This is a genomic window from Halomonas sp. E19 (assembly GCF_052439355.1).
GTDB lineage: Bacteria > Pseudomonadota > Gammaproteobacteria > Pseudomonadales > Halomonadaceae > Halomonas.
Map to the genome: position 1 here is coordinate 390,465 of NZ_JBNFWU010000001.1, position 21,377 is coordinate 411,841.

Below are 21,377 nucleotides of genomic sequence, written 5' to 3' on the forward strand. Positions count from 1 at the left end.
CAGGAAAAATGCAATGAGCCAAACTGTCCAAGCTTTCTTTGTGCCCACTGTCTCGCTGATGGGAGCCGGCGCCCTCAAGACGCTGCCGGAGCGAATCCAGATGTTGGGTGGCAAGAAGCCCCTGGTGGTAACCGACAAGGGGATGACCGCCTTGGGTTATACGGCCAAACTCACCGAGCTGCTGGGCCAGGCCGGCATCGCCTCGGTGGTCTTCGATGACACCGTGCCCAACCCCACGGATACCAACGTGGCCGATGGCCTGGCGGTCTACGTACGCGAAGGCTGCGACATGCTGGTGTCGCTGGGCGGCGGCAGCGCCCACGACTGCTGCAAGGGCATCGGCCTGGTGGCCACCAGCGGCGGCACCATCCACGACTACGAGGGCCTGGACCAGGCCAAGCAGCCGCTGCCGCCCTACATCGCCATCAACACCACGGCGGGTACCGCCAGCGAGATGACGCGCTTCACCATCATCACCAACACCTCCAACCATGTGAAGATGGCCATCGTCGATTGGCGCGTCACGCCGGATGTGGCGGTCAACGACCCCGAATTGATGGTCGACATGCCGCCCGCGCTAACCGCGGCGACCGGCATGGACGCCCTGACCCACGCGGTGGAAGCCTATGTTTCTACCGCCGCCACGCCGATCACCGACGCCTGCGCGCTGCAGGCCATTACCCTGATCGGCCAGTACCTGCGTCGCGCCGTGGCGCGCGGCGAGGACATGGAGGCCCGCGAACGCATGGCGTACGCCCAGTACCTAGCGGGCATGGCCTTCAACAACGCCAGCCTGGGCCACGTGCACGCCATGTCCCACCAGCTGGGCGGCTTCTACAACCTGCCCCACGGGGTCTGCAACGCGCTGCTGCTGCCGCATGTGTGCGAAGCCAATCTGATGGCGCGCCAGGAGCGCTTCGTCGATATCGCCGAGGCGCTGGGCGAGGTCACCGAGGGGCTGCCACTGCGCCAGGCGGCGCTGCTGGCGATCGAGGCCATCCGCAGCCTCTCGACCGACGTGGGCATTCCCAAGAGCCTGGCCGCACTCGGCGTGAAGGAAGAGGACATCCCGGTGATGGTCGGCAACGCCCAGAAGGACGTCTGCGGGCTGACCAACCCGCGCCGGCTCACCGACGACGAGGTGGCCGCCATCTATCGTGCGGCGCTGTAAGGCACTTCCTGTACCAGGCGCGGCCATGGCCGCGCCTTTCCCTTTCCGGCGCAAAACCTTCTAGTCTCCTTGGAGCGACGATGGATTCGTCGTTCCAAGGAGACCGACATGGAAGAAGCGGACGCTTACGACTGCGTGATCGTCGGGGCAGGCCCGGCCGGACTGGCGGCAGGCATCAACCTGCAGCGGTTCCTGCGCCGCGTGCGGATCATCGACGAGGGCCTCAGCCGTGCGGCCCTCATTCCCCGCACCCACAACTACCCCGGATTCAATGAAGGGATCAGCGGCACGGCCCTGCTCGAACGGCTGCGGATCCAGCTCGAGGCCAATGGAGGCGCGGTCACGCCCGGGCGAGTCGAGCGGCTCGAACGCAGCGACGACGGTCTGTTTGGCGTGGTGACGGCGGGCGAGATCGTGCACGCGCGGACGGTGCTGCTGGCCACCGGTGTGGTGGACATCGAACCCGAGCTCGAAGGCTTTGCCGAGGCGAAGGGGCGCGGCCTGATCCGCTACTGCCCGATCTGCGACGGCTACGAATATACCGCCGAGCGCATCGGCATCCTCGCCAGGGATGCCCACGGCGTCATCGAGGCCGCCTTCATCAAGCGATTCAGCGCGGACCTGACCGTGATCGACCTGGCCCAGGGCGCCTGGCTCGACCTCGCGGCCCGGCAGCGCCTGGCGCAGGAGGGCATGGCGCTGGTGCAGGCGCCGGTCAGCCACCTGTACTGCGACGAGGCCGATCGTGTTCACCTGTACCTGGCCGATGGCAGTGAGCAGGTGTTCGATGTGCTGTACTGTGCTCTCGGCACACAGGTGCGCAGCGAACTCGGCCTCGAACTGGGTGCGCTGCGCAATCCCGGCAACCACCTGGTGGTGAATGCCCATATGCAGACCGGCATCGAAGGGCTGTATGCCGCCGGCGACATGACCAACCAGCTGAGCCAGATCGCGGTCGCCGTCGGCCAGGCATCGATCGCCGCCACCGCCATACACAACCGACTGCAGCAACGCCGCTGAACGAGGGCCAAGCCATGTGGTACCAGCAGGAACTGCGCCTCGCGCCCCGTGCGCGGGGTTTTCACCTGATCACCGACGAGGTCACCGCGGCGCTGGCCGAGCTGGCCCGGGTGCGCGCGGGGCTGCTGCACCTGCAGCTCTTGCACACCTCGGCCTCGCTGACCCTCAACGAGAACGCCGACCCCGATGTGCGCCACGACCTCGACGCCTTCCTGCGCGAGCGCATCCCGGGCGACCTACCTTATTTCCGCCACACCCTGGAAGGGCCGGACGACATGCCCGCCCACATCTGCGCTAGCCTGCTCGGCACCCAGCTGACCCTGGCGGTTCGCGACGGGCGCCTGGCGCGGGGCACCTGGCAGGGTCTGTGGCTCGGCGAACACCGCGAGCATGGCGGCGCGCGGCGGCTGCTCGCCACGCTGCAGGGCGAATAGGCCGCGCCGCAAGCGGCCGTTGCCAGGGTATCGCCTGCACGCCGTGCCGTGATGACCCGTCGACCGCCGCCAGCCACACCAGGCGCGCCCCACGCCCCATCCCCTGCGTTAACAGAATCGACAGCTAGCGTTAACGGAAAGCGAGCGGTGAGGTTGCACCCTTGCTAACGCAAGCTATACCTGATGTTACCGACGGCGGTGGCAGGGAAGGCCGCGTGAAAGCGCCGACAGGAAGATTTCGGGAGTTTCGCCCGACCAGTCAGCTCAGGGCGCACGCGATACAACGATAACAATTGCGGAGACACCGATGGCCCACCACAAGACACCTGCTGACCAGCACGCAGCCCAGCGCAGTCTCGAAGACCAAGGCAGCCCCGACGACCAGGGCGGCACCGAGGCCCTGCTTCCCAGTTCGTCACGCCGTCGCTTCCTCACCGGCACGGCGGCCGCGGTGGGAGCCGGTGCCGTGGCGGCGGTCGGCTTCCCCAGCATTGCCGTGGCACAGACCACCACGCTGCGTTTCCAGAGCACCTGGCCCAACCAGGACATCTTTCACGAGTTTGCCGCCGACTACGTGCGCATCGTCAACGAGATGTCGGGCGGACGGCTGCGCCTGAATCTGCTGCCGGCCGGCGCCGTCGTCGGCGCGCTGCAGCTGCAGGATGCGGTGATCTCGGGCGCGCTCGACGGTGGCCATGGCGTGACGGCCTACTGGTAAGGCAAGCACAAGGCCTTCTCGCTGTTCGGCACGCCGCCGCCCTTCGGCTGGGATGCGCACCAGTTCCTCGCCTGGTTCTGGACCGGCGGCGGCAAGGAGCTCTACAACGAGCTGCTGGCCAATCTCGAACTGCCCCTGGTGGGCTACCAGACCGGCCCGATGCCGACCCAGGCGCTGGGCTGGTTCAAGCAGCCGATCGCCAGCGCCGACGACCTGCGCGGGCTCAAGTACCGCACCGTAGGCCTGGCGGCGGACGTGATGCGCGAGTTCGGCGCGGCGGTCACCATCATGGGCGGCGGTGACATCGTGCCGGCCATGGACCGCGGCCTGCTCGACGGCGCCGAATTCAACAACCCTTCATCGGATCGCCTGCTCGGCTTCCCCGACGTCAGCAAAACCTGGATGCTGCGCAGCTACCACCAGGACTGCGAAGCGTTCGAGATCATCTTCAACAAGCGCAGGCACGATAGCCTGCCCGAGGAGTTCCAGGCGATCCTGCAGTACGCTGCCAAGGCGGCCTCGTCGGAGATGTATTGGAAAGCCATGGAGCGCTACCCGCGCGACCTCAACGCCATGCGCCAGGAGCAGGGCGTGCAGACCTTCATCACGCCGGATTCGGTACTGCAGGCTCAGCTCGATGCCTGGGACACGGTGATCGAAAACGAGTCCCGCGACGCCTTCTTCAAGAAGGTCGTCGACCATCAGCGCGAGTACTGCGAGCGGGTGGTCGGCTTCCACCTGGAGCACACCACGCCCAAGACGCCGGCCTTTGTGCACTTCTTCGGCAGGGAGCCCACCGACACCTCCACCCTTCTGTGAATCCGCCGGGCCCATCACGGGCCCGGTGTGCCCGTGCCCCGGAGCAGGACGCCGCCGGGTTCGTGTTTCACGCTGCGCCGCCCCGGTGGGCGGTGCAGGATGGTGAGGGGTGGCCATGCGTTTCATCTTTTTCATCGACCATGTCAGTACCTGGGTGGGCAAGGCCTTTGCGTGGGCGATCCTCATTCTCACCTTCGTGGTGAGCTATGAGGTCTTCATGCGCTATGCCCTGGGGTCGCCGACCACCTGGGCCTACGACACCAGCTACATGCTCTATGGCACGCTGTTCATGATGAGCGGGGCCTACGCCCTGGCCCATAACGCTCATGTGCGGGCCGACGTGGTATCACGCTTCTTCCCGACTCGCGTTCAGGCGGGGCTGGAGCTTGCGCTCTACCTGCTGTTCTTCTATCCGGGCATTTTCGCGCTGCTGTTCTATGGCTGGGACTTCTTCGCCGTCTCCTACCGCCAGAACGAACACAGCTCCTACACGCCGGGCGGCCCGCCCATCTGGCCCTACAAGTTCGTGATTCCCGCCTGTGCGGCCCTGCTCGCCCTGCAGGGCGTGGCGGAAGTGAGCCGCTGCGTGCTGTGTCTCAGGCACGGCAAGTGGCCGCGCCGGCTGGGTGACGTGGAGGAGATTGCGATCCCCATCAACAAGCAGGCGGAGATCAAGGCCGCCCAGGAACAGTCAGAGGAGCCCCGCCCATGAGCGAACCGGAAATCGGCATCATGATGCTGGGCATGCTGATCGTGCTGATCATGCTCGGCTTTCCCATCGCCTTCACGCTGATCGCCATGGGCATCGCCTTCGGCTACTTCGCCATCGGCGACATCATCTTCTCGCTGCTGGTGCAGCGCGCCTATGGCGTGATGTCCAACGACGTGCTGATCGCGGTGCCGCTGTTCCTGTTCATGGGCTACATGGTGGAACGGGCCAATATTCTCGACCGGCTGTTCGCCAGCCTGCAGCTTGCGGCGCGCGGCATGCCGGCCTCGCTGGCGGTTGCCAGCCTGATCACCTGCGCGCTGTTTGCCACCGCCACCGGCATCGTCGGCGCGGTGGTGACCCTGATGGGGCTGCTGGCGCTGCCCGCCATGCTCAACGCGGGCTACGACAAGCGCATGTCGAGCGGGGTGATCTGCGCCGGGGGCTGCCTCGGCATTTTGATTCCGCCGAGCATCATGCTGATCCTCTACGGGGCGATGGCCGGGGTCTCGGTGGTACGCCTGTATGCCGCGGCGCTGATCCCGGGTCTGCTGCTGGCGGGGCTCTACATCGTCTACGTGATGGGCCGGGCGATGATCAACCCGAAGGTGGCGCCCAAGCTGCCGGCGGAGAAGCTCAACGTGCCGCTGGGCGAGGTCTACTGGGGGTTGCTGACGTCGTTCGTGCCGTTGTTCGTACTGATCATGTCGGTGCTGGGAGCGATCCTGTTCGGCCTGGCCACGCCTCACGAAGCCGCCGGCATCGGCGCGCTGGGTGCCATTTTGCTGGCGGCGGCCTACCGTCAGCTGACCCTGGCGCGGCTGCGCGAGGCGGTGTTCCTCACCGCGCGCACCAGTGCCATGGTGTGCTGGCTGTTCGTCGGCTCGTGGATCTTCTCGTCGGTGTTCTCGCTGCTCGATGGGCACTCGCTGATCGAACACTGGATCAGCGGGCTGTCGCTGACGCCGCTGCAGTTCCTGCTGCTGGCCCAGCTGATGATCTTCATCCTCGGCTGGCCGCTGGAATGGACCGAGATCATCATCATCTTCGTGCCGATCTTCCTGCCGCTGCTGCACCTGTTCGGCATCGACCCGCTGTTCTTCGGCGTGCTGGTGGCGCTCAACATCCAGACCTCGTTCTTGACGCCGCCCATGGCGATGTCGGCCTTCTATCTCAAGGGCATTGCCCCCAAGGGGATCGAGCTGGGCGATATCTTCATCGGCATCGCGCCGTTCCTGCTGATGGTGTTCGTGGCCATGGCGATACTTTACCTGGTGCCGAGCATCGTCTTCTGGCTGCCGGGCGTGCTCTACAACTGAGCCCACCCCAGTGGGCGAACCCTTCCCACGCAGCCTTTCCACGCAAGCGGGCCCGACCTGGTGGTCGGGCCCGCTCTTGCGCGCTATATCTTGACAGCTGCCCGGCGACTAGCCGTCGCCGAGATCAGTTGCTGCGACGTTCGCCGCGGGGCGCGCCGTAGCCTTTCGGGTGGTTGCCCTGCATCACCTCCCGCATCTCGGCGATCTGTTCGTCGGTCAGCAGCTCGCTCAAGGCCTCATGGTGCTCGTCGCGCAGCGCCTGCCAGGCTTCGCGGCGCTCCTCGCGGGAATCGAACGACTGGCCGCGCAGTTCCTGCATGTCGGCATAGAGCGATTCACGCAGCTCGGTCAGCTGTTCGCGCTCCTCGTCCGACAGGTCCCAGCTGTCGACCAGCGCGGTGAGCCGCGCCTGCATGCCGCCGGCCCCTGGCCGCCGCGCTTGGCCTGCATGTGCTCCTGGCGCATCTCGCGCTTGGCCTCGCGCAGGGCGGTGCGCTGCTCTTCGTCGAGGATCTCGTCCATCCGTTCGCGGTGCTGCTCGTGCAGCTCGCGCAGGGCCTGCATGTGCTCGCCGTGGGCCTCTTCCAGGGCGCTGCGGGTCTCCTCGTCGAGCCCGGCGCGATCGAACAGCGCCTGGCGACGCTCCTGGAAGCGCTCCTGGCGCTGTTCGTTCCAGCCGTTCTCGCCCTGGGCGGGCTGGGCGGTGGCCGTCAGCGACAGCGGGGCGATGGCCAGGGCCAGCAGGGCGGGCATGAACATCTTGCGGGTCGGTAAGCGACGCATTGACTCTCTCCTTCCGAGACTTCGGGGTGTGGGTTGATGGTGTCAGTGTCGTTCACCCTTGTGCATCCACCATGCAGGAAACGTGAAACAACTGTGTGGCTTCGTGCGTTCCGTCAGGGCGCTGACCCCACTATAGACATTGGCGGCGGCCCTCGCCGTGCCGAGCGTGGCCGCTCACGCCTCGGGCTGGTACTTGTAGCCCACGCCGTAGACCGAACGAATGATCTCGCGCTCGGGCCAGACGTCGGCGATCTTGCGCCGCAGCTTCTTCACGTGGCTGTCGACGGTGCGCTCGGAGACGATGCGGTGGTCGCGGTACATGCGATCCATCAGCTGGTCGCGGGAGAAGATGCGCCCCGGCGACTGCATCATCACCTTGAGCAGCTGGTACTCCACGGCGGTGAGCCCCAGGTCGTTGCCGTCGGCCAGCGCCCGCCAGCCTTCGTCGTCCAGCACCAGGGCGCTGAGCGCAGTATCGCCGGGGGCGGGGGCGGCCTGGCTGCGGCGCAGCACCGCCTTGACCCGCGCCACCACCTCCCGCGGGCTGAACGGCTTGCAGATGTAGTCGTCGGCGCCGAGCTCCAGCCCGAGCAGGCGGTCGACCTCCTCGACCCGGGCGGTGAGCATGATCACCGCCAGGCCCGGCCAGCGCTGGCGAATCTCGCGGCACAGGGTCAGGCCGTCGGTGCCCGGCAGCATCAGGTCGAGCAGCACCAGCGCGGGCGCTCCTCGTGCTCCATGTGTTCCTGGAGCCAGGGCAGCACCTCGTCGCCATGGGCGATGGCGTGCGTGGCGAAGCCGCTGCCCTCCAGGTAGTCGGCCACCAGGCGAGCGATCTTGGGCTCGTCCTCGACGATCAGCAGGGAGTCGCGTGGCGCATTGGATTCATGCATGGATGCCGTTTCCTCATTGGCTGCGATGGTCATCTTCCAGGGCGGGGAATTCGATGGTCCAGCATAACCCACCCAGCGGCGAGGCCGAGGCCTGCATGGTGCCGCCGTGGCTCTTGACCAGGGCGCTGGCGATCGAGAGCCCCAGGCCGCTGCCGCCGCCGGCGCGGCTGCGCGAACCCTCTACCCGGTACAGCCGTTCGGTCAGCCGGTCGAGCGCATCGTCCGGCACGCCCGGGGGCTGTCCTGCCAGACCACGCGCACGCGCTCAGGCTCGACGCTCAGGCGCACGTCCAGGCAGCCCGGCGGGGTGGTGTAGGCGCAGCTGTTATCCAGCAGGTTGGTCCACAGCTGGCGCAGCCGCTGCGCGTCGCCGCGGATCCATGCCGGGTGCTCGATATGGCGAACCACCTCCATGCCGCAGTCCTCCAGCCAGCCGCCGGCCTCGTCCAGGCGCGAGGCGAGGTGCGAGGCCAGGTCGAGCGGCGCCAGCTGCACCTCCAGGGCGCCGGCGTCGCTCTGGGAGAGCAGGCGCAGGTCGGCCACCAGGCGCTCGAGCTGGCTTACCTCCTGGGCGAGCGAATGCAGGCTGTCCTCGTTGAGGGGGCGAATGCGGTCCTGCATGGCCTCGATCTCGCCGCGCAGCACCGCCAGCGGCGTGCGCAGTTCGTGGGCGATGTCGGTGACCCAGCGCTCGCGCGCCTCGCGGCTCGCCTCCAGGGTGGCGGCCAGGGTGTTGAAGTCCCGGGCCAGGCGGGCCAGCTCGTCGCGGCCGCGCTCGGGCAGGCGGGCGCTGTAGTCGCCCTCGGTCAGCCGCCGCGTGGCCAGCGCCATGCTGCGGGTGCGCCGCCCCAGCCACCAGGCCAGCCCCCGGCCAGCAGCAGCGAGGCCACGCCCAGGGCGGCGACGATGATGCCGAGGTTGCGCTGCTGGCGCGAAAGGAAGATGCGGTCCATGCGTGCCATCAGGTGCTGCGGTGGGCGATAGCCCAGGGTGCCGACGCGCTCGCCGTTGTGCTCGATGGGCAGCCAGTGCAGCTCGGCCGCCATGGCCTCGTCGTCGGGCGGCAGGCCGATCACCGGCAGCCCGCCGGCATCGTGCAGCACGAAGTCACGCGCATCACCCAGGCGGCGTTCGATGCCGTGGGGCGGCATGCCCTCGCCGGGCCACAGCTGCTGGCGCACCAGGCGGTGCCAGGCCGGCGGCGAATCGCGCAGCCACTGCCAGTCGCCGCGACGCGCCCACTCCTGGCCGAGCCCCTCGGCCAGGGTTTCGGCCCGGCTGGCCTGAGTCGTCTCCAGGTATTCGAGAAAGCCGCGGTCAAGGCTGCGCGAGACGCCGAGAAATACCAGCCCGGCGATCACCACGTTGACCGAGAGGATGATCACGAACAGCTTGATGCCGAGGTGCGAGAAGGGCAGGCGGGGTAGGCGGAACGTCATCGGCTCGGCTCCTCGGTGGCGGTGCGTGGCTCGGTGGCGGTACGGGGAGTGTGGCCGGCAAGGCGCTCGCGCAGGTTCTCCAGCATCAGATACAGACAGGGTACCAGCACCAGCAGGATCACCGTGGCGAACAGCATGCCGAAGCCCAGCGAGATGGCCATGGGAATGATGAAGCGGGCCTGCCGCGAGGTCTCGAAGATCATCGGCGCCAGCCCCAGGAAGGTGGTCAGGGTGGTCATCATGATCGGCCGCAGGCGGCGGGTGGCCGCCGCGACGATGGCCTCACGCGCACCGAAGCCCTCGCGGCGGCGGCGGTTGGCGTAGTCGATCAGCACCAGGGCGTCGTTGATCACCACCCCCGACAGCGCCAGCATGCCCATCAGGCTGATCACCGACAGGCCGTAGCCCATGATGAGGTGTCCGGCCATGGCGCCGATGATGCCGAAGGGAATGGCGGCGAGCACCAGCAGCGGCTGCAGGTAGCTGCGAAACGGAATCGCCAGCAGCGCATAGAGGGCGATCAACGTCAGCCAGCTGGCCTGGGTCAGCGCCGAGACGTTCTCGGCCGTCTCCTGCTGGCGGCCGCCCAGGCTGATCTCGAGCCCCGGCCAGCCGGCCTGCAGGGCGGGGAAGGTGTCGGCCTGCAGGGTACCCACCACCTGGTTGAGGGTCTGTTCGCCGGTGGCGTCGGCGGTCACGTGGATGATGCGCCGGCCGTCGATGCGCTCCAGCGCCGTGGCGGCACGGCCCAGGCTGATCAGCGCCACGCGCTCCAGCGGCACCTCGCGTCCATCGGCGGTACGGATCGGCAGCCGGTAGAGGTCGCCCAGGCTGTCGCGGGCCTCTGGCGGCAGGCGCACCTCGACGCTGATCTCGTGGCGCCCGACGAACTGCTCCAGCGCCGTTACCCCCTGCAGCGGCCCGCGCAGCTGGGCGGCGAGGTCGGCGCCGCTCAGCCCCAGGGCACGCCCTTCCGGCGACAGGCGAATCTCCAGCTGCGGCTTGCCGTCGGCCAGGCCGCTGTCGATGTCGGTGATGCCGTCGAACTCGGCCAGCTCGTCGGCCAGCCGGGTGGCGGCGGCCTCCAGCGCGCGGCTGTCGGCGTGCGACAGGCGCAGGGTGAGCGCGGCGCCGGCCCCGGGGCCGCCTACGTCGGACTCGAAGCGCACCGCCTGAGCGCCGACCAGCTCGCCGACCTCCTCGCGCCAGGCGCGTGCCACCCGCGACGGCGGCCAGGCATCGAGGCTGTCGCGCTCCAGGGTGAGGCGCACAGTAAGGCGGTCGCCGTCGATCTGCGCCCGGGTGGCGCTGAAGGCCAGCCGCTCTTCCCGCTCTTCAAGGACCAGGGCGGCGTCGAGCAGGCGGTCGCGCAGGCGGCGGTCCTCGGCGAGGGGGCTGCCGATGGGCAGGGTGACGCTGGCCTGCACCCGGTCGGACTCGACCCGCGGCATCAGCGAGAAGCCCATGCGTCCGCTCATGCTCCAGGCGATGGCCACGGCCAGCACGGCCACGGCCAGGCTGACGGTCAGCAGGCGCTGGTCCAGGGTGCGCTGCAGGAACGGCTCGAAGCCGTGCTGGGTGAAGTGGGCCAGCCCTCCTTGCAGGCGGCGGCGCAGGCGGTCCAGCGGGCGCAGCCAGGGGCTGCCCTCGCGGCCGCCGGCACGGTGGGCAAGGTGAGCGGGCAGAATGAACAGCGCTTCCACCCACGAGACCAGGAACACCGTGATCACCACCACCGGGATCACCGCGAAGATCATGCCGAGGAAGCCCGGCAGGAACAGCAGCGGCAGGAAGGCAACGATGTTGGAGAGGATGGCGAAGCTGATCGGCACCGCCATCTCGCGTGCGCCGCGTACGGCGGCATCGCGCAGCGAATGGCCCTGCTCGCGGTAGCTGTGGATGTTCTCGCCGACCATGATGGCATCGTCGACCACGATGCCCAGCGCAATGATGAAGGCGAACATCGACATCATGTTGATCGACACCCCCATCCACGGCAGGAACAGCATGGCGCCGAGGAAGGCGGTGGGAATGCCCAGCGTGACCCAGAACGCCAGGCGCGCCTCCAGGAACAGCGCCATCAGCACCAGCACCAGCGCCAGGCCCATCCAGGCGTTCTTCAGCAGCAGGTCGAGGCGGTCGCGGTAGAGCTCCGAGCTGTCCTGCGACACGCTCAGGCTGAGCCCCTCGGGCAGCTCCGTGCGCAGCCGCTCGAGCTGGGCGTGCACGGCGTCGGAGATGCCGATCGGCGTCTGGTTGCCGACCTGGTAGATCTCCAGGCTGAGCGCGGGGGCGCCATTGAACAGCACCTCGCGGTCACTCTCGGCGAAGCCGTCCACCACCCGGGCGATGTCGCCCAGGCGCAGCTGGGCGCCGTCGGGGGTGCCCAGGATCGGCAGGTCGGCGAACTCGCGCGCCTCGTCGCGGCGGCCCTGGTAGCGAATCAGCCACTCGCCCTCCTGGGTGGTCAGACGCCCGCTGGCCAGGTCCAGGGCCTCGTCGCTGATGCGGCTGGCCAGCTGGCGGTGATCCAGTCCGTAGCGGCGCATCGCCTCCTCGTCGAGCAGCACCTGGAATTCCCGCGCCCGGTTGCCGGCCAGCTCGACCCGCGAGATGCCGGGCGCACCCTGCAGCTCGGCGCGCACGTGTTCCGCCACTTCATGCAGCAGATGTTCGTCGACCCAGCCGTGCAGCTGCAGGCTCATGACGCTGCGCGAGCGCCCGGCGAGGCTGAAGCGCGCCGGATCGGCGGCCGCCGGCAGGTTGGTGATGGCGTTGATGGCCTGCTGGATCTCCTGGTAGACCCGCATCACCTCGACGCCGTCGATCAGGGTAACGGCGACCCGCCCGGCGCCCTCGTGGGCCGTGGCGGTCAGTTCGTCGATGCCGTCGACGTTGGCCAGCGCCGCCTCCATCGGCAGCAGCAGGCTGCGCTCGACCTCCTCGGGCGTGGCGCCGGGGTAGCCGATGGCGACGTGGATGATCTCCAGCTCGAAGTCGGGAAAGACCTCCTTCTTGATCGCGGTGGAGGCCATCAGGCCGCCGACGATCAGCAGTACCATCAGCAGGTGTGGCGCCACGCCGTGATGGACCATCCAGGCGATCGGCCCGCGGCGCATCATGACTGCGCTCCGCCGCTGGCCTGCGGGCGTTCGGCGACGCCGCCCCGCGGGCGCAGCGCCATGCCTTCGCGGGGCTGGCCGAGCTGGGAGACCACCACGCGCTCGTCTTCGGCCAGGCCGGCGCCGACCAGCACGTGGGCGTCGCCGCGGTGGACCACCTCGACGCGGCGGCGGCGCAGGCGGTCGTCGTCGTCGAGCAGCCACACTTCATCGCCGGGGCGCAGCGCGGCGGTGGGCAGCTCGATCAAGCCGTCGCGGGGGCGGGCGGCGAACTCGAGCTGCACCAGGTCGCCCAGCCGCAGGGCCGGGATAGCCGCCGTGTTTGCAGCGGGGTCGGGCGCCTCGAGGCCGAGCGGGTCGTCCACGGCCACCAGCAGCTGTGCCATCAGCCCGTTCTCTTCCAGCGCCGGCAGCACGGCGATCAGCTCGCCCCGGCGCGCCTGATCCGCGGGCCAGCTGCGGCTGGTCAGCGTCACCGCGCTGCCTGGGCGTTCGTCGCCGGCCGGCTCCAGCCACGCCAGGGCATCGACGGGCAGCGAGACGCGTACCCAGAAGCGCGATACATCGACCAGATGCAGCAGCTCGGTGCCGCTGGCGACCTCGCTGCCGGCACCCAGCAGGCGCGCCTGCACCATGCCGCGCCAGGGGCGGTCAGCGTGGTGCGTTCGAGGTCGAGCCGGGCGCGGTCCCGCGCGGTGCGCGCCCGCTCCACTTCCGCCTCGGCCTGCCGCAGCTGCGGCTCGCGCAGCACCAGGGCGCGGCGCTCTGCGGTCAGTTCGCGGCCGAAGCTCTGATACTCGGCCTGAGCGCGTTGCTGTTCGCCGCGCTCCATGGCCAGCGCGGCTTCGGCCTGCGCCAGCGTGGCTTCGGTGTCGCGCAGCGCCAGTCGCAGGTCGGCGTCGTCCAGGCGGGCCACGGTGGCCCCGGCCTCCATCACCTGCCCGGGCAGGGCCTCGGGGAAAACTCCAGCAGCCGCCCCGCTACCCGGCTGGCCAGGCGTGCCTCGCGCTCGGCCACCACGCGGCCGAAGCCGTGCAGGCGCGGGGCCACGCTGCGCGGTTGTGCGCTGACCACTTCCACCAGCGGCGGCGGCGCGGGCGGCGGGGCGCGGCGCTCCACCCGCGGCGGCTGATTGATCAGCCACCAGGCGGTGGCCAGGCCGGCGGCCAGCACCACCAGGGCGAGCAGCGCCCCCACGGAGACGCGCCCGGCCTGGCGGGCGCGGATGAATGAGCGGGAGCGGGGTAGGGCAACGACGGATGGCGGCATGAGGGACTCGTCACGGCAGGCGGCCTTGCCAGTATCACCCGCCGGCATGCAGTCAATGGGCATGAAGCGTGCAAGCAGTGTGCAAGCGAGGCGGGGTCACAGGGTCAGGAAGAACAGGATCAGCGGCGGCGACAGCAGCGACAGCAGGAAGCCGCTGACCACGGCCAGCGGCACGCAGGCCACGCCGCCGTGCTGCTGTATCACCGGCAGCGTGAAGTCCATGGAGGTGGCCCCGCCGTAGCCGATGGCAAGCGGCGCATGGTAGCGAATCAGCAGCGGGATCAGCACGAAGGCCAGCAGTTCGCGGGCGAGATCGTTGAAGAAGGCGACGCCCCCGAGCACTGGGCCGAGCTGGTCGCCCACCAGGATCCCCGACAGCGAGTACCAGCCGAACCCCGAGGCCATGGCCAGCCCTTCGTTCCAGCGCAGGTCGAGCAGCGGTGCCGCCGCCAGCCCGCCGAGCAGCGAACTGAGGGCCACGGTGACCGCGATCGCCAGGCCGTGGCGGTTGAGCAGGATCTGGCGCAGCGGCATGCCGGAGTTGCGCAGCTGGCAGCCAATCAGCGCGAGCAGCGCATACAGGGTCCACTCGGCCAGCGTCTCGGCATGGCCGTAGACGGCATCGCCGCCCAGCCAGCCCAGCCCCAGGCCCAGCAGCACCCCACCCAGCACCACGCCGACCAGCGCCAGCGAGCCGAGCATGGCCGCCAGCTTGGTGGTGGGTGCGCCGGCCACGATCGGCGAGTGCTCGAAGCGCAGCGCCAGGCGCCGCGACAGCCACCACAGCGCCAGCAGGTTGGCACAGGTGATGACCAGGAAAAGCTGCAGCGCCTGGCTGCCCATGCGGGACAGCTCGGCCAGCAGGTCGTCGAGGCCGGCCAGGCTGATGCCCATCAGCAGCAGGATCAGGTAGACCGAAGCATTGACCCCGCGGTTGATCAGGTGCATCAGCCCGGCATGGCGAACCGGCACCAGGTAGCCCAGCAGCAGTGGCAGCAGCACGATCAGCAAGCCGGATAACATTCTCGACGCCCTTGTCCCGTGGCCGCGTTGCGCGGCGAAAGCCGCTTACCTTAGCAGGATTTTTCCCTGATTTCCGCGGCTTGCGGTAACACCCTGGCGGGAAGAGCTGGCCGCTCTGAGAGCCGCTGCCGACGCGGCCGTCAGGCCGCGTTGCGCGAGCTGCGGCGTGCTTCGGTAGCCCGGTTTATCCTTGTATCAATAGCTTGCTATTGGTTGACCTGAGTCAATCAATCCCCCGCTGCGGGAGGTGGATGAGTGATTTGATGCATATCAAATATTACAATTGGAAACGGAATTAACGCAGAAGATCACGCTGAAGTTGCCTCGGCATACCGCCACCCAGGAGGGTGCATGCTCCGCTCGAAAATGATCCACCTTTCCGTTGGACGTAAGGTCGCCGTCATCGTCGCCCTACCGTTGTTGATCTTGCTGCTGGTCATGGTCAACGAGTCGCTGAACCGCTTTCAGGTCGGCCAGGAGGCCAGGCAGCTCGAGATGATGGCCAACATGGCCGAGCTGTCGGGCCAGGTGCTGGCGGAGACGCAGCGCGAGCGGGCCGAACGGCGGTGTTCCTCTCCACGGGCGGCACCTCCTATGCACAGGAGCTCATCCAGCAGCGCGGCAGTACGGACCAGGCGCTGGCGCTGATGCTGAGCCAGCTGGCTGTGGTAAACGATACGGTCGACGATGCCGTCTTTTCGCGCCTGGCCGCGGAGGCCAGGAGCGTATCCAAGGGCTGGAGGCCCTGCGCGGCAGCGTCGACGGGCTGCGCATCGCGACCAGCGAAAGCACCCGTTACTACACGCAGCTGAATGCGACCCTGCTGGACACCATCGGCCGGCTCGCTCACCTCGTCAACCAGGCGGGCGTGGCACGCGACCTCAACGGCTACTACGCCCTGATGCGTGCCCAGGAACTCTCCGGCATCGAGCGGGCCATGCTGTCAGGCGTCTTCGGCAACGACACCATCGACCAGCAGGGCTACAGCCAGTATCGCCAGCTGGCCGGTGAAATCGACGGCGCCATCAGCAATGCCCGGGCGTTCTTCAACGCCGAGATACGCGGGCTGCTTGACGAGCGCCTGAGCGGCCCGGAAATCGACCGAGTGGAAACCCTGCGCCAGCGCTTCATGCAGGCAGGGACCGGCGGTAACTACGGCGTGGACCCCACCCAGTGGTTCGACTGGCAGACGGTCAAGATCGATCGCATGAAGGAGGTGGGCGATGCGGTCGGGGTGGGCATCACCCTGCGGGCCGAGCAGCTGAGCCACAGCGCACGTCGCTCGCTGCTGGGCTATCTGGTGGTGATGCTGGTCGCCGTGCTGACGACGGGAAGCCTGGCCACCTTCATTTCGCGGCGTATCGTGCTGCCGCTGCGTGACACGGCCGACGCCATGCGCGATATCGCCCAGGGCGAGGGCGACCTGACCAAGCGGATCCCGGTGAAGTCGCAGGATGAGATCGGCAACGTGGCGGAGCGCTTCAACGAATTCGCCCAGCGCATGCAGACGACCCTGCGCGAGGTGCGGGCGAGCGCGGGTTCGGTGAACCTGGCCTCCGGCGAGGTGGCGAGGGGCGGTGAGGACCTGGCCTCGCGCACCGAACAGGCGGCGGCCAGCCTTCAGCAAACCGCCTCGGCCATGGAGGAGATCGCCGCCACCGCCAAGCATAGCCAGGAGCTGACGGCGCAGGCCAGGCGGCTCTCCGTGGCCACTCAGGACACCGTGCAGCGCGGTACCCAGGCGATGGACAAGGTCGAGGTCACGATGGAGGAGATCAGCCGCTCGGCGCAGGAGATCGAAGCCATCATCTCGCTGATCGATTCGATCGCCTTCCAGACCAACCTCCTGGCGCTGAACGCCTCGGTTGAAGCGGCCCGGGCCGGCGAGCACGGGCGCGGCTTTGCCGTCGTGGCGCAGGAGGTGCGCACCCTGGCCAACAAGTCGGCCGAAGCCTCGCAGAAAATCGGCAGCCTGATCAAGCAGTCGGTGAGCCAGGTCGAGGACGGCAGCGAGATTGTCAAGCAGGCGGGACAGGCGATGCGGGAGATCCTGCGTGATGTGACCCAGGTCGCCACGGTGATGAACGAGATCGACTCGGGCATCCACGAACAGACGAACGGTATCGAGGAGGTCAATCGGGCCGTGGCGGAAATGGACGCCATGACCCAGCACAATGCCACCCTGGTGGAGCAGAACCGCTCGGCGGCGGCGGAGATGAACCGCCAGGCCACGCAGCTGCATGAGCTGGTCGGCACCTTCATCCTCGGCCAGGAAAGCCGCGACGCCGGACGGTTGGGCGTGGTGCTGCCGGCCTCGGGCGAGGCCTCGCAGCGGCGGCTTCCCGCCGCCGCACCGCTGGCTCTCGGCGCGCCGGGGCGCAGGAACGCGGACGAGTGGACCGAGTTCTAGCGCCAGCCCGAGTGCTCGCGTTGGTCCACGTTCCGGCTGCCCACGTTCTGGCTGCCCAAGTGCCGGCTGCGCACGTTCCGTCACCCCCTGGTATGGCTGCCTAAGCGCTAGCGGCGGCTGAAAGGATCAGGGCGCTTCCGTTTCCAGTGCGCGCAGCGTCAACCGGCTTCGCCGCTCGCCTTCGCGGTGGTACTCCGCCGCCAGCAGCAGCCCCGGCATCTCGGGGTGGAAGTGGAACAGCAGCTGTCGATCCGGGGTCTCGGGGTCCACCACCTCCACCTTGACGGCGTCGAAGCGCCCGGCCGGCAGCGTGAGCGGGGCACGTTCGACGATCCGATAGTCGACGCTCTCCTCACGGCCGCGATGGTCCTGGTAGACGAAGCGACACGTGGCCTGGCAGCCGCCATTGGCCGCGCGTCGCGACAGCTCCACCAGCGCCGCCTGGCGGTCGAGGCGTTCGCCCAGCTCGTCGCTGCCCAGCCGATAGCTGCCCCGCACGCCGAGTAGCGAATAGCCGCTGGCATAGTTCACCGAACGCACGCCTTTCGGCGTCTCGATGAAGCGGCTTTGCTCGTTGCCTCGTGCCACGGCGATGGCGGCTTCCATGCGGCTCTGCCAGTGCCCGCTTTCACGGCTCAGGCGATGGTCGATGGAGGCATTGGGCCAGCCCTTCACCTCCAGCCGGTAGCTGGCGCTGAATGGCGTGAGCGTCGCGTCGTCGGCCTGGGCGGCGCCGAGGCCAAGGGCCGGCGCCAGCACGGCCAGGGCCAGCAGGGCAAGGCGGCGTCGAAATCGCATCATGTCGGGCTACCTGAAATGAAGAGGAGTGGCACTGCTGGGAACCCGCCGGCGGGCCAGGGTTCCCCCTTGCTGTGCAGTTCCTCGCTTGGCTCGTGCCGCAGGCTGGCCTGGCGAAGGTAAAACGATCGAACGGGTTGAACGGCGAATTCACGGCTCGTCAACGCTTTTAGGCGACACCTGCGGCCGACAGGCGCGAAGCGTGACGCTGGTCAAAAAATCGCCAAATGCTGACGAAAGGGTGCCTAAACGCCGGCTGGCGACCTCAAGCCCTGGATCTTTGCGCCGAAAGTAGTGGGGAAGGCGGCAGGCACTTCCTTTCGGGTGCCGTGCGCCTGTTGCTACGGCCGACGGATATCACAACAACAACGGCATGCCGACATGCCTCGTCCCGTTGATTCCCCTACCAGATATCAGTGAGTTCGGCAGGACAACGATCATGAAAAACCTACTCCACCGTATTCCCATGTCGCGCAAGTTCATGCTGGCCCTGGCCCTGCCGCTGCTGGTGCTGCTGTGGCTGGCCGGCAGCGGCATTCTCGAGCGCCAGCAGTTCGCCAGCAACATGGCCGACATGCAGCGACTCACGGACCTGGCCTATGCCAGCGGCAGCGCTGGTCCATGAGCTGCAGGTCGAGCGCGGCATGTCGGTCGGCTTCCTCTCCAGCCGCGGCGAGCGCTTTGCGACACAGCTGCCAGAGCAGCGCTCCCAGGTCGATGGCCGGCTGGCGAGCTTTCGCTCCTTTGCAGCTGAAACCGAGGCCATGAGCGCCGACCCCCGGGTGGCCGACTATGTCCGGGCGATCGAGCAGCGGCTGGCCGACATCGTTCGCCTGCGGCCCGGCATCGACCGCCTGGAAGTAAACCAGGCCGAGGTCATCGAGACCTATACCGGCCTGGTGGAAGGGCTGCTGGGCCTGGTGGGAAGGATTTCCTCGTTTACCAACGAGGGCCGGGTGTCGAGCCGCCTGGCGGCCTACCATGCCCTGCAGTCGCTCAAGGAGACGGCCGGCGTGGAGCGGGCGGTGCTGACCCAGGCCTTCTCCAGCAACGCCATGTCCAACGAAGCCTACCAGCAGTTCGTGCTGCTGCTGGGAGAAGAGGAAGCCTTCATGAAGAGCTTCCAGGCGCTGGCCAACGATGCCCTGGTCGAGCTGTTGGCTGCGGCCATGACGCATGAAGAGGCGGCGCTGCTCGAGATGATGCGTCGCATAGCGCTCACCCGCGGCATCAACGGCGGCTATTCGCTGGACCCGCAGCGCTGGTTCGAGACCCAGACGCGCAAGATCAACCGGCTGAACGACGTAGCAGTGACGCAGATCGCCAGCGTGCGCGAACAGGCGGCCGAGCTGAGCGCGGCGGCCCGCAATGCGCTGATCCTCTACGTGGTCGCGACCCTGCTCAGCGTGCTGGCGGCGGTGGCGTTTTCGGTGGCTATCGTGCGCAGCATCGTACTGCCGCTGCGCGCCGCGCTGACCTCGATCCAGACCCGCGACGGCGACCTGACACAGCGGCTGGCGGTGCCCGGCAGCGACGAGCTTTCGCAGCTCTACGCCGGCTTCAACGAATCCACCGCCCACATGGAAGCTTTGGTGGCCAATATCCAGCGGGGTGCGCTGGGGGTCGGCAGCGCCAGCAGCGAGATCGCCCAGGGCAACGAGGACCTAGCCAGCCGCACCGAGGAGCAGTCCTCCTCGCTGGTGGAAACCGCCACCAGCATGGAGCAGATCACCTCGACGGTGCGCCAGTCGGCCGACAGCGCGCGCCAGGCGCAGAGCATGACCGAGGAGGCCGCGGCCCGCGCCGAGCAGGGCAGCCAGGTGGCGGACCAGGCGCGCCAGGCGATGCAGGGGATCTTCGAGGCCAACCGGCAGATCACCGCCATCGTCGAGGCGATCGACAGCATCGCCTTCCAGACCAATCTGCTGGCGCTCAACGCTTCGGTGGAGGCGGCGCGGGCCGGCGAGCATGGCCGCGGCTTCGCGGTGGTAGCGGGCGAGGTGCGCAAGCTGGCCAGCCGCAGCGCCGAGGAGGCCGAGCGCATTCGCCAGCTGGTGAGCAACAATGCCAAGCGCGTCGAGGTGGGCAACGGCCTGGTGGGACAGACCCACGAGGCGCTGGCGGAAATCACCCGCAGCGTGCGCCATGTGGCCAACCTGGTGTCCGACATGTCGGCGGCCACCACCGAGCAGTCGGCGGGTATCGAGCAGATCAACCAGGCGGTGGCCCAGCTTGAGGAGACCACCCAGCAGAACGCCGCGCTGGTGGAGCAGGTGGCGGCAGCCAGCCGCTCGCTGGATGAGCAGGCCGGCGTCATGGCCGAGCTGACCTCGCGCTTCCGGGTCAGCGGTGCGAGAGCGTCGATCGTGTCAGGCCCGGTGGTGGCATTGAGCCGCGATCCTGCCCCGCGACTGGCACAGCTTGCCTGAGCTCAGGCAGACGACGGGACATAGCGGCGGGCTCAGGCCCGCCGCTGGCGTTGGGGCGTCAGTAACCCGCCTCGGGGTCGACGGTTTCCAGCGTGTCGCCGGCCTCGAAGGCGCGGATCGCCTCGGCCACCTGGTCGACCGCTTCATGCAGCGGGGTGGGGCCGGCCATGTGCGGCGTCACCCAGAGGCGTGGGTGTGACCATAGCGGGCTCGCCTCGGGCAGCGGCTCCTCGGGGAAGGCGTCGAGGATGGCGCCGCGCAGCCGGCCCTCCCGCTCGCCTTCACCCAGCGCCGCAAGCAGCGCCGCCTCGTCGATCAGGCTGCCGCGACCGGGGTTGACCAGGCTGGCGCCCTCGGGCAGGGCGGCCAGCGCCCGGGTGTCGATGATATGGCGGGTCGATGCTGTGCCCGGCAGCAGCAGCACCAGGGTGCGCACCTGGCCGAGCAGCTCGGCCAGGCCCGCGTCGCCGTGGTGGCAGCTAATGCCCTCGAGCGTCTTGGGCGAGCGGCTCCAGCCGTGCACCGGGAAGCCGTCGGCGGCGACCATGGCGGCCACCTTGCTGCCGATGGCGCCAAGGCCGAGCACGCCCACCGGCCAGTCGCGCTTGGCGGTGACGGCATGCTCGCGCCATTCGCGGCTGGCCTGCTGGCGCCGGTAGCGGTCGAAGTCGCGCTGGAAGTGCAGCACCCCGTAGCGCACGTAGTCGCCGATCAGCTCGGCCATGCCGGCGTCGCGCAGCTTGACGATGGGCACGCCCTCGGGAAGGGCCGGGTTGTTCAGCAGGGCATCCACGCCGGCCCCAAGGTTGACGATGCCGCGAGCGCGGGTCTGCTCGGCCAGCAGCGCCTGCGGCGGCTTCCACACCGCCAGGTAGTCGGCGTCGCGGCGCTGGTCGGCGGGATCGTCGGCGGTGACAATCTTGGCCTCGGGCAAGCGTTCGGCCAGGGCGTCGCGCCAGGCTTCGATGTCGTCAATGTGCAGCAGGACTCGCATGGCGGCTCCTCGTTCGCTGGTGTGTTC

Annotated in this window: 17 protein-coding genes and 4 pseudogenes; 11 read left to right on the top strand and 10 right to left on the bottom strand. The window is 68.5% G+C overall.

What is annotated here, in order from left to right:
* Nucleotides 1–13: 13 nt before the first annotated feature.
* The 6 genes and pseudogenes from ACUDAL_RS02175 to ACUDAL_RS02200 all read left to right on the top strand — a co-directional run bounded on the left by ACUDAL_RS02175 (nucleotide 14) and on the right by ACUDAL_RS02200 (nucleotide 6,190).
* Nucleotides 14–1,171: an iron-containing alcohol dehydrogenase gene (locus tag ACUDAL_RS02175; protein WP_444676980.1), complete on the top strand. Its 1,158-nt coding sequence runs from the start codon at nucleotides 14–16 to the stop codon at nucleotides 1,169–1,171.
* A gap of 108 nt (nucleotides 1,172–1,279) precedes the next feature.
* Nucleotides 1,280–2,191: an NAD(P)/FAD-dependent oxidoreductase gene (locus ACUDAL_RS02180; protein WP_444676981.1), complete on the top strand. Its 912-nt coding sequence runs from the start codon at nucleotides 1,280–1,282 to the stop codon at nucleotides 2,189–2,191.
* A gap of 14 nt (nucleotides 2,192–2,205) precedes the next feature.
* Nucleotides 2,206–2,625 carry a secondary thiamine-phosphate synthase enzyme YjbQ gene (locus ACUDAL_RS02185; protein ID WP_444676982.1) on the top strand — a complete coding sequence of 140 codons (420 nt, stop codon included), beginning with the start codon at nucleotides 2,206–2,208 and terminating at the stop codon, nucleotides 2,623–2,625.
* A 307-nt stretch (nucleotides 2,626–2,932) separates the two neighbouring features.
* Nucleotides 2,933–4,162 (top strand): annotated as a pseudogene (locus ACUDAL_RS02190) (TRAP transporter substrate-binding protein).
* Nucleotides 4,163–4,277: 115 nt separating this feature from the next.
* Nucleotides 4,278–4,874, top strand: a complete 597-nt coding sequence (locus tag ACUDAL_RS02195) for a TRAP transporter small permease subunit (protein ID WP_444676983.1) — start codon at nucleotides 4,278–4,280, stop codon at nucleotides 4,872–4,874.
* Nucleotides 4,871–6,190 carry a TRAP transporter large permease gene (locus ACUDAL_RS02200; protein WP_444676984.1) on the top strand — a complete coding sequence of 440 codons (1,320 nt, stop codon included), beginning with the start codon at nucleotides 4,871–4,873 and terminating at the stop codon, nucleotides 6,188–6,190. The genes ACUDAL_RS02195 and ACUDAL_RS02200 overlap by 4 nt, the downstream gene beginning before the upstream one ends.
* A gap of 124 nt (nucleotides 6,191–6,314) precedes the next feature.
* Here ACUDAL_RS02200 and ACUDAL_RS02205 read toward each other — a convergent pair whose 3' ends face one another.
* The 8 genes and pseudogenes from ACUDAL_RS02205 to ACUDAL_RS02240 all read right to left on the bottom strand — a co-directional run bounded on the left by ACUDAL_RS02205 (nucleotide 6,315) and on the right by ACUDAL_RS02240 (nucleotide 14,719).
* On the bottom strand, nucleotides 6,315–6,605 hold the full coding sequence (locus tag ACUDAL_RS02205; RefSeq protein ID WP_444676985.1) for a hypothetical protein: 291 nt from the start codon (nucleotides 6,603–6,605) through the stop codon (nucleotides 6,315–6,317).
* A complete protein-coding gene (locus tag ACUDAL_RS02210) occupies nucleotides 6,539–6,973 on the bottom strand; it encodes a hypothetical protein (RefSeq protein WP_444676986.1) in 435 nt (144 codons plus the stop codon). The genes ACUDAL_RS02205 and ACUDAL_RS02210 overlap by 67 nt, the downstream gene beginning before the upstream one ends.
* A 174-nt stretch (nucleotides 6,974–7,147) precedes the next feature.
* Nucleotides 7,148–7,866, bottom strand: a pseudogene (locus ACUDAL_RS02215) (response regulator).
* A gap of 13 nt (nucleotides 7,867–7,879) precedes the next feature.
* Nucleotides 7,880–9,305: pseudogene (locus ACUDAL_RS02220) on the bottom strand (ATP-binding protein).
* Complete coding sequence (locus tag ACUDAL_RS02225; protein WP_444676987.1) at nucleotides 9,302–12,427, bottom strand: efflux RND transporter permease subunit; 3,126 nt, start codon at nucleotides 12,425–12,427, stop codon at nucleotides 9,302–9,304. The pseudogene ACUDAL_RS02220 and the gene ACUDAL_RS02225 overlap by 4 nt, the downstream one beginning before the upstream one ends.
* Complete coding sequence (locus tag ACUDAL_RS02230; protein ID WP_444676988.1) at nucleotides 12,424–13,062, bottom strand: efflux RND transporter periplasmic adaptor subunit; 639 nt, start codon at nucleotides 13,060–13,062, stop codon at nucleotides 12,424–12,426. The genes ACUDAL_RS02225 and ACUDAL_RS02230 overlap by 4 nt, the downstream gene beginning before the upstream one ends.
* A 298-nt stretch (nucleotides 13,063–13,360) precedes the next feature.
* Nucleotides 13,361–13,696, bottom strand: a complete 336-nt coding sequence (locus ACUDAL_RS02235; RefSeq protein WP_444676989.1) for a hypothetical protein — start codon at nucleotides 13,694–13,696, stop codon at nucleotides 13,361–13,363.
* A gap of 96 nt (nucleotides 13,697–13,792) precedes the next feature.
* Nucleotides 13,793–14,719, bottom strand: a complete 927-nt coding sequence (locus ACUDAL_RS02240) for a lysine exporter LysO family protein (RefSeq protein WP_444676990.1) — start codon at nucleotides 14,717–14,719, stop codon at nucleotides 13,793–13,795.
* Nucleotides 14,720–15,070: 351 nt separating this feature from the next.
* Between ACUDAL_RS02240 and ACUDAL_RS02245 the strand changes: the two genes are divergently transcribed.
* The 3 genes and pseudogenes from ACUDAL_RS02245 (at nucleotide 15,071) to ACUDAL_RS02255 (ending at nucleotide 17,129) form a co-directional block, all read left to right on the top strand.
* Nucleotides 15,071–15,367 carry a hypothetical protein gene (locus ACUDAL_RS02245; protein WP_444676991.1) on the top strand — a complete coding sequence of 99 codons (297 nt, stop codon included), beginning with the start codon at nucleotides 15,071–15,073 and terminating at the stop codon, nucleotides 15,365–15,367.
* 79 nt (nucleotides 15,368–15,446) lie between these two features.
* Nucleotides 15,447–16,214: pseudogene (locus tag ACUDAL_RS02250) on the top strand (nitrate- and nitrite sensing domain-containing protein); the annotation flags it as partial.
* A 6-nt stretch (nucleotides 16,215–16,220) separates the two neighbouring features.
* A complete protein-coding gene (locus ACUDAL_RS02255) occupies nucleotides 16,221–17,129 on the top strand; it encodes a methyl-accepting chemotaxis protein (RefSeq protein WP_444679285.1) in 909 nt (302 codons plus the stop codon).
* Nucleotides 17,130–17,255: 126 nt separating this feature from the next.
* On the opposite strand, the gene ACUDAL_RS02260 is transcribed toward ACUDAL_RS02255, so the two are convergent.
* Nucleotides 17,256–17,930 (bottom strand): hypothetical protein, encoded by a 675-nt coding sequence (locus tag ACUDAL_RS02260; protein ID WP_444676992.1) that lies wholly within the window; start codon nucleotides 17,928–17,930, stop codon nucleotides 17,256–17,258.
* A gap of 436 nt (nucleotides 17,931–18,366) precedes the next feature.
* On the opposite strand from ACUDAL_RS02260, the gene ACUDAL_RS02265 reads away from it, so the two are divergent.
* Nucleotides 18,367–18,552 carry a hypothetical protein gene (locus ACUDAL_RS02265; protein ID WP_444676993.1) on the top strand — a complete coding sequence of 62 codons (186 nt, stop codon included), beginning with the start codon at nucleotides 18,367–18,369 and terminating at the stop codon, nucleotides 18,550–18,552.
* Nucleotides 18,527–20,356 (top strand): methyl-accepting chemotaxis protein, encoded by a 1,830-nt coding sequence (locus ACUDAL_RS02270; RefSeq protein ID WP_444676994.1) that lies wholly within the window; start codon nucleotides 18,527–18,529, stop codon nucleotides 20,354–20,356. The genes ACUDAL_RS02265 and ACUDAL_RS02270 overlap by 26 nt, the downstream gene beginning before the upstream one ends.
* Nucleotides 20,357–20,414: 58 nt before the next feature.
* On the opposite strand, the gene ACUDAL_RS02275 is transcribed toward ACUDAL_RS02270, so the two are convergent.
* Nucleotides 20,415–21,350, bottom strand: a complete 936-nt coding sequence (locus ACUDAL_RS02275; RefSeq protein WP_444676995.1) for a 2-hydroxyacid dehydrogenase — start codon at nucleotides 21,348–21,350, stop codon at nucleotides 20,415–20,417.
* Nucleotides 21,351–21,377: the final 27 nt, after the last annotated feature.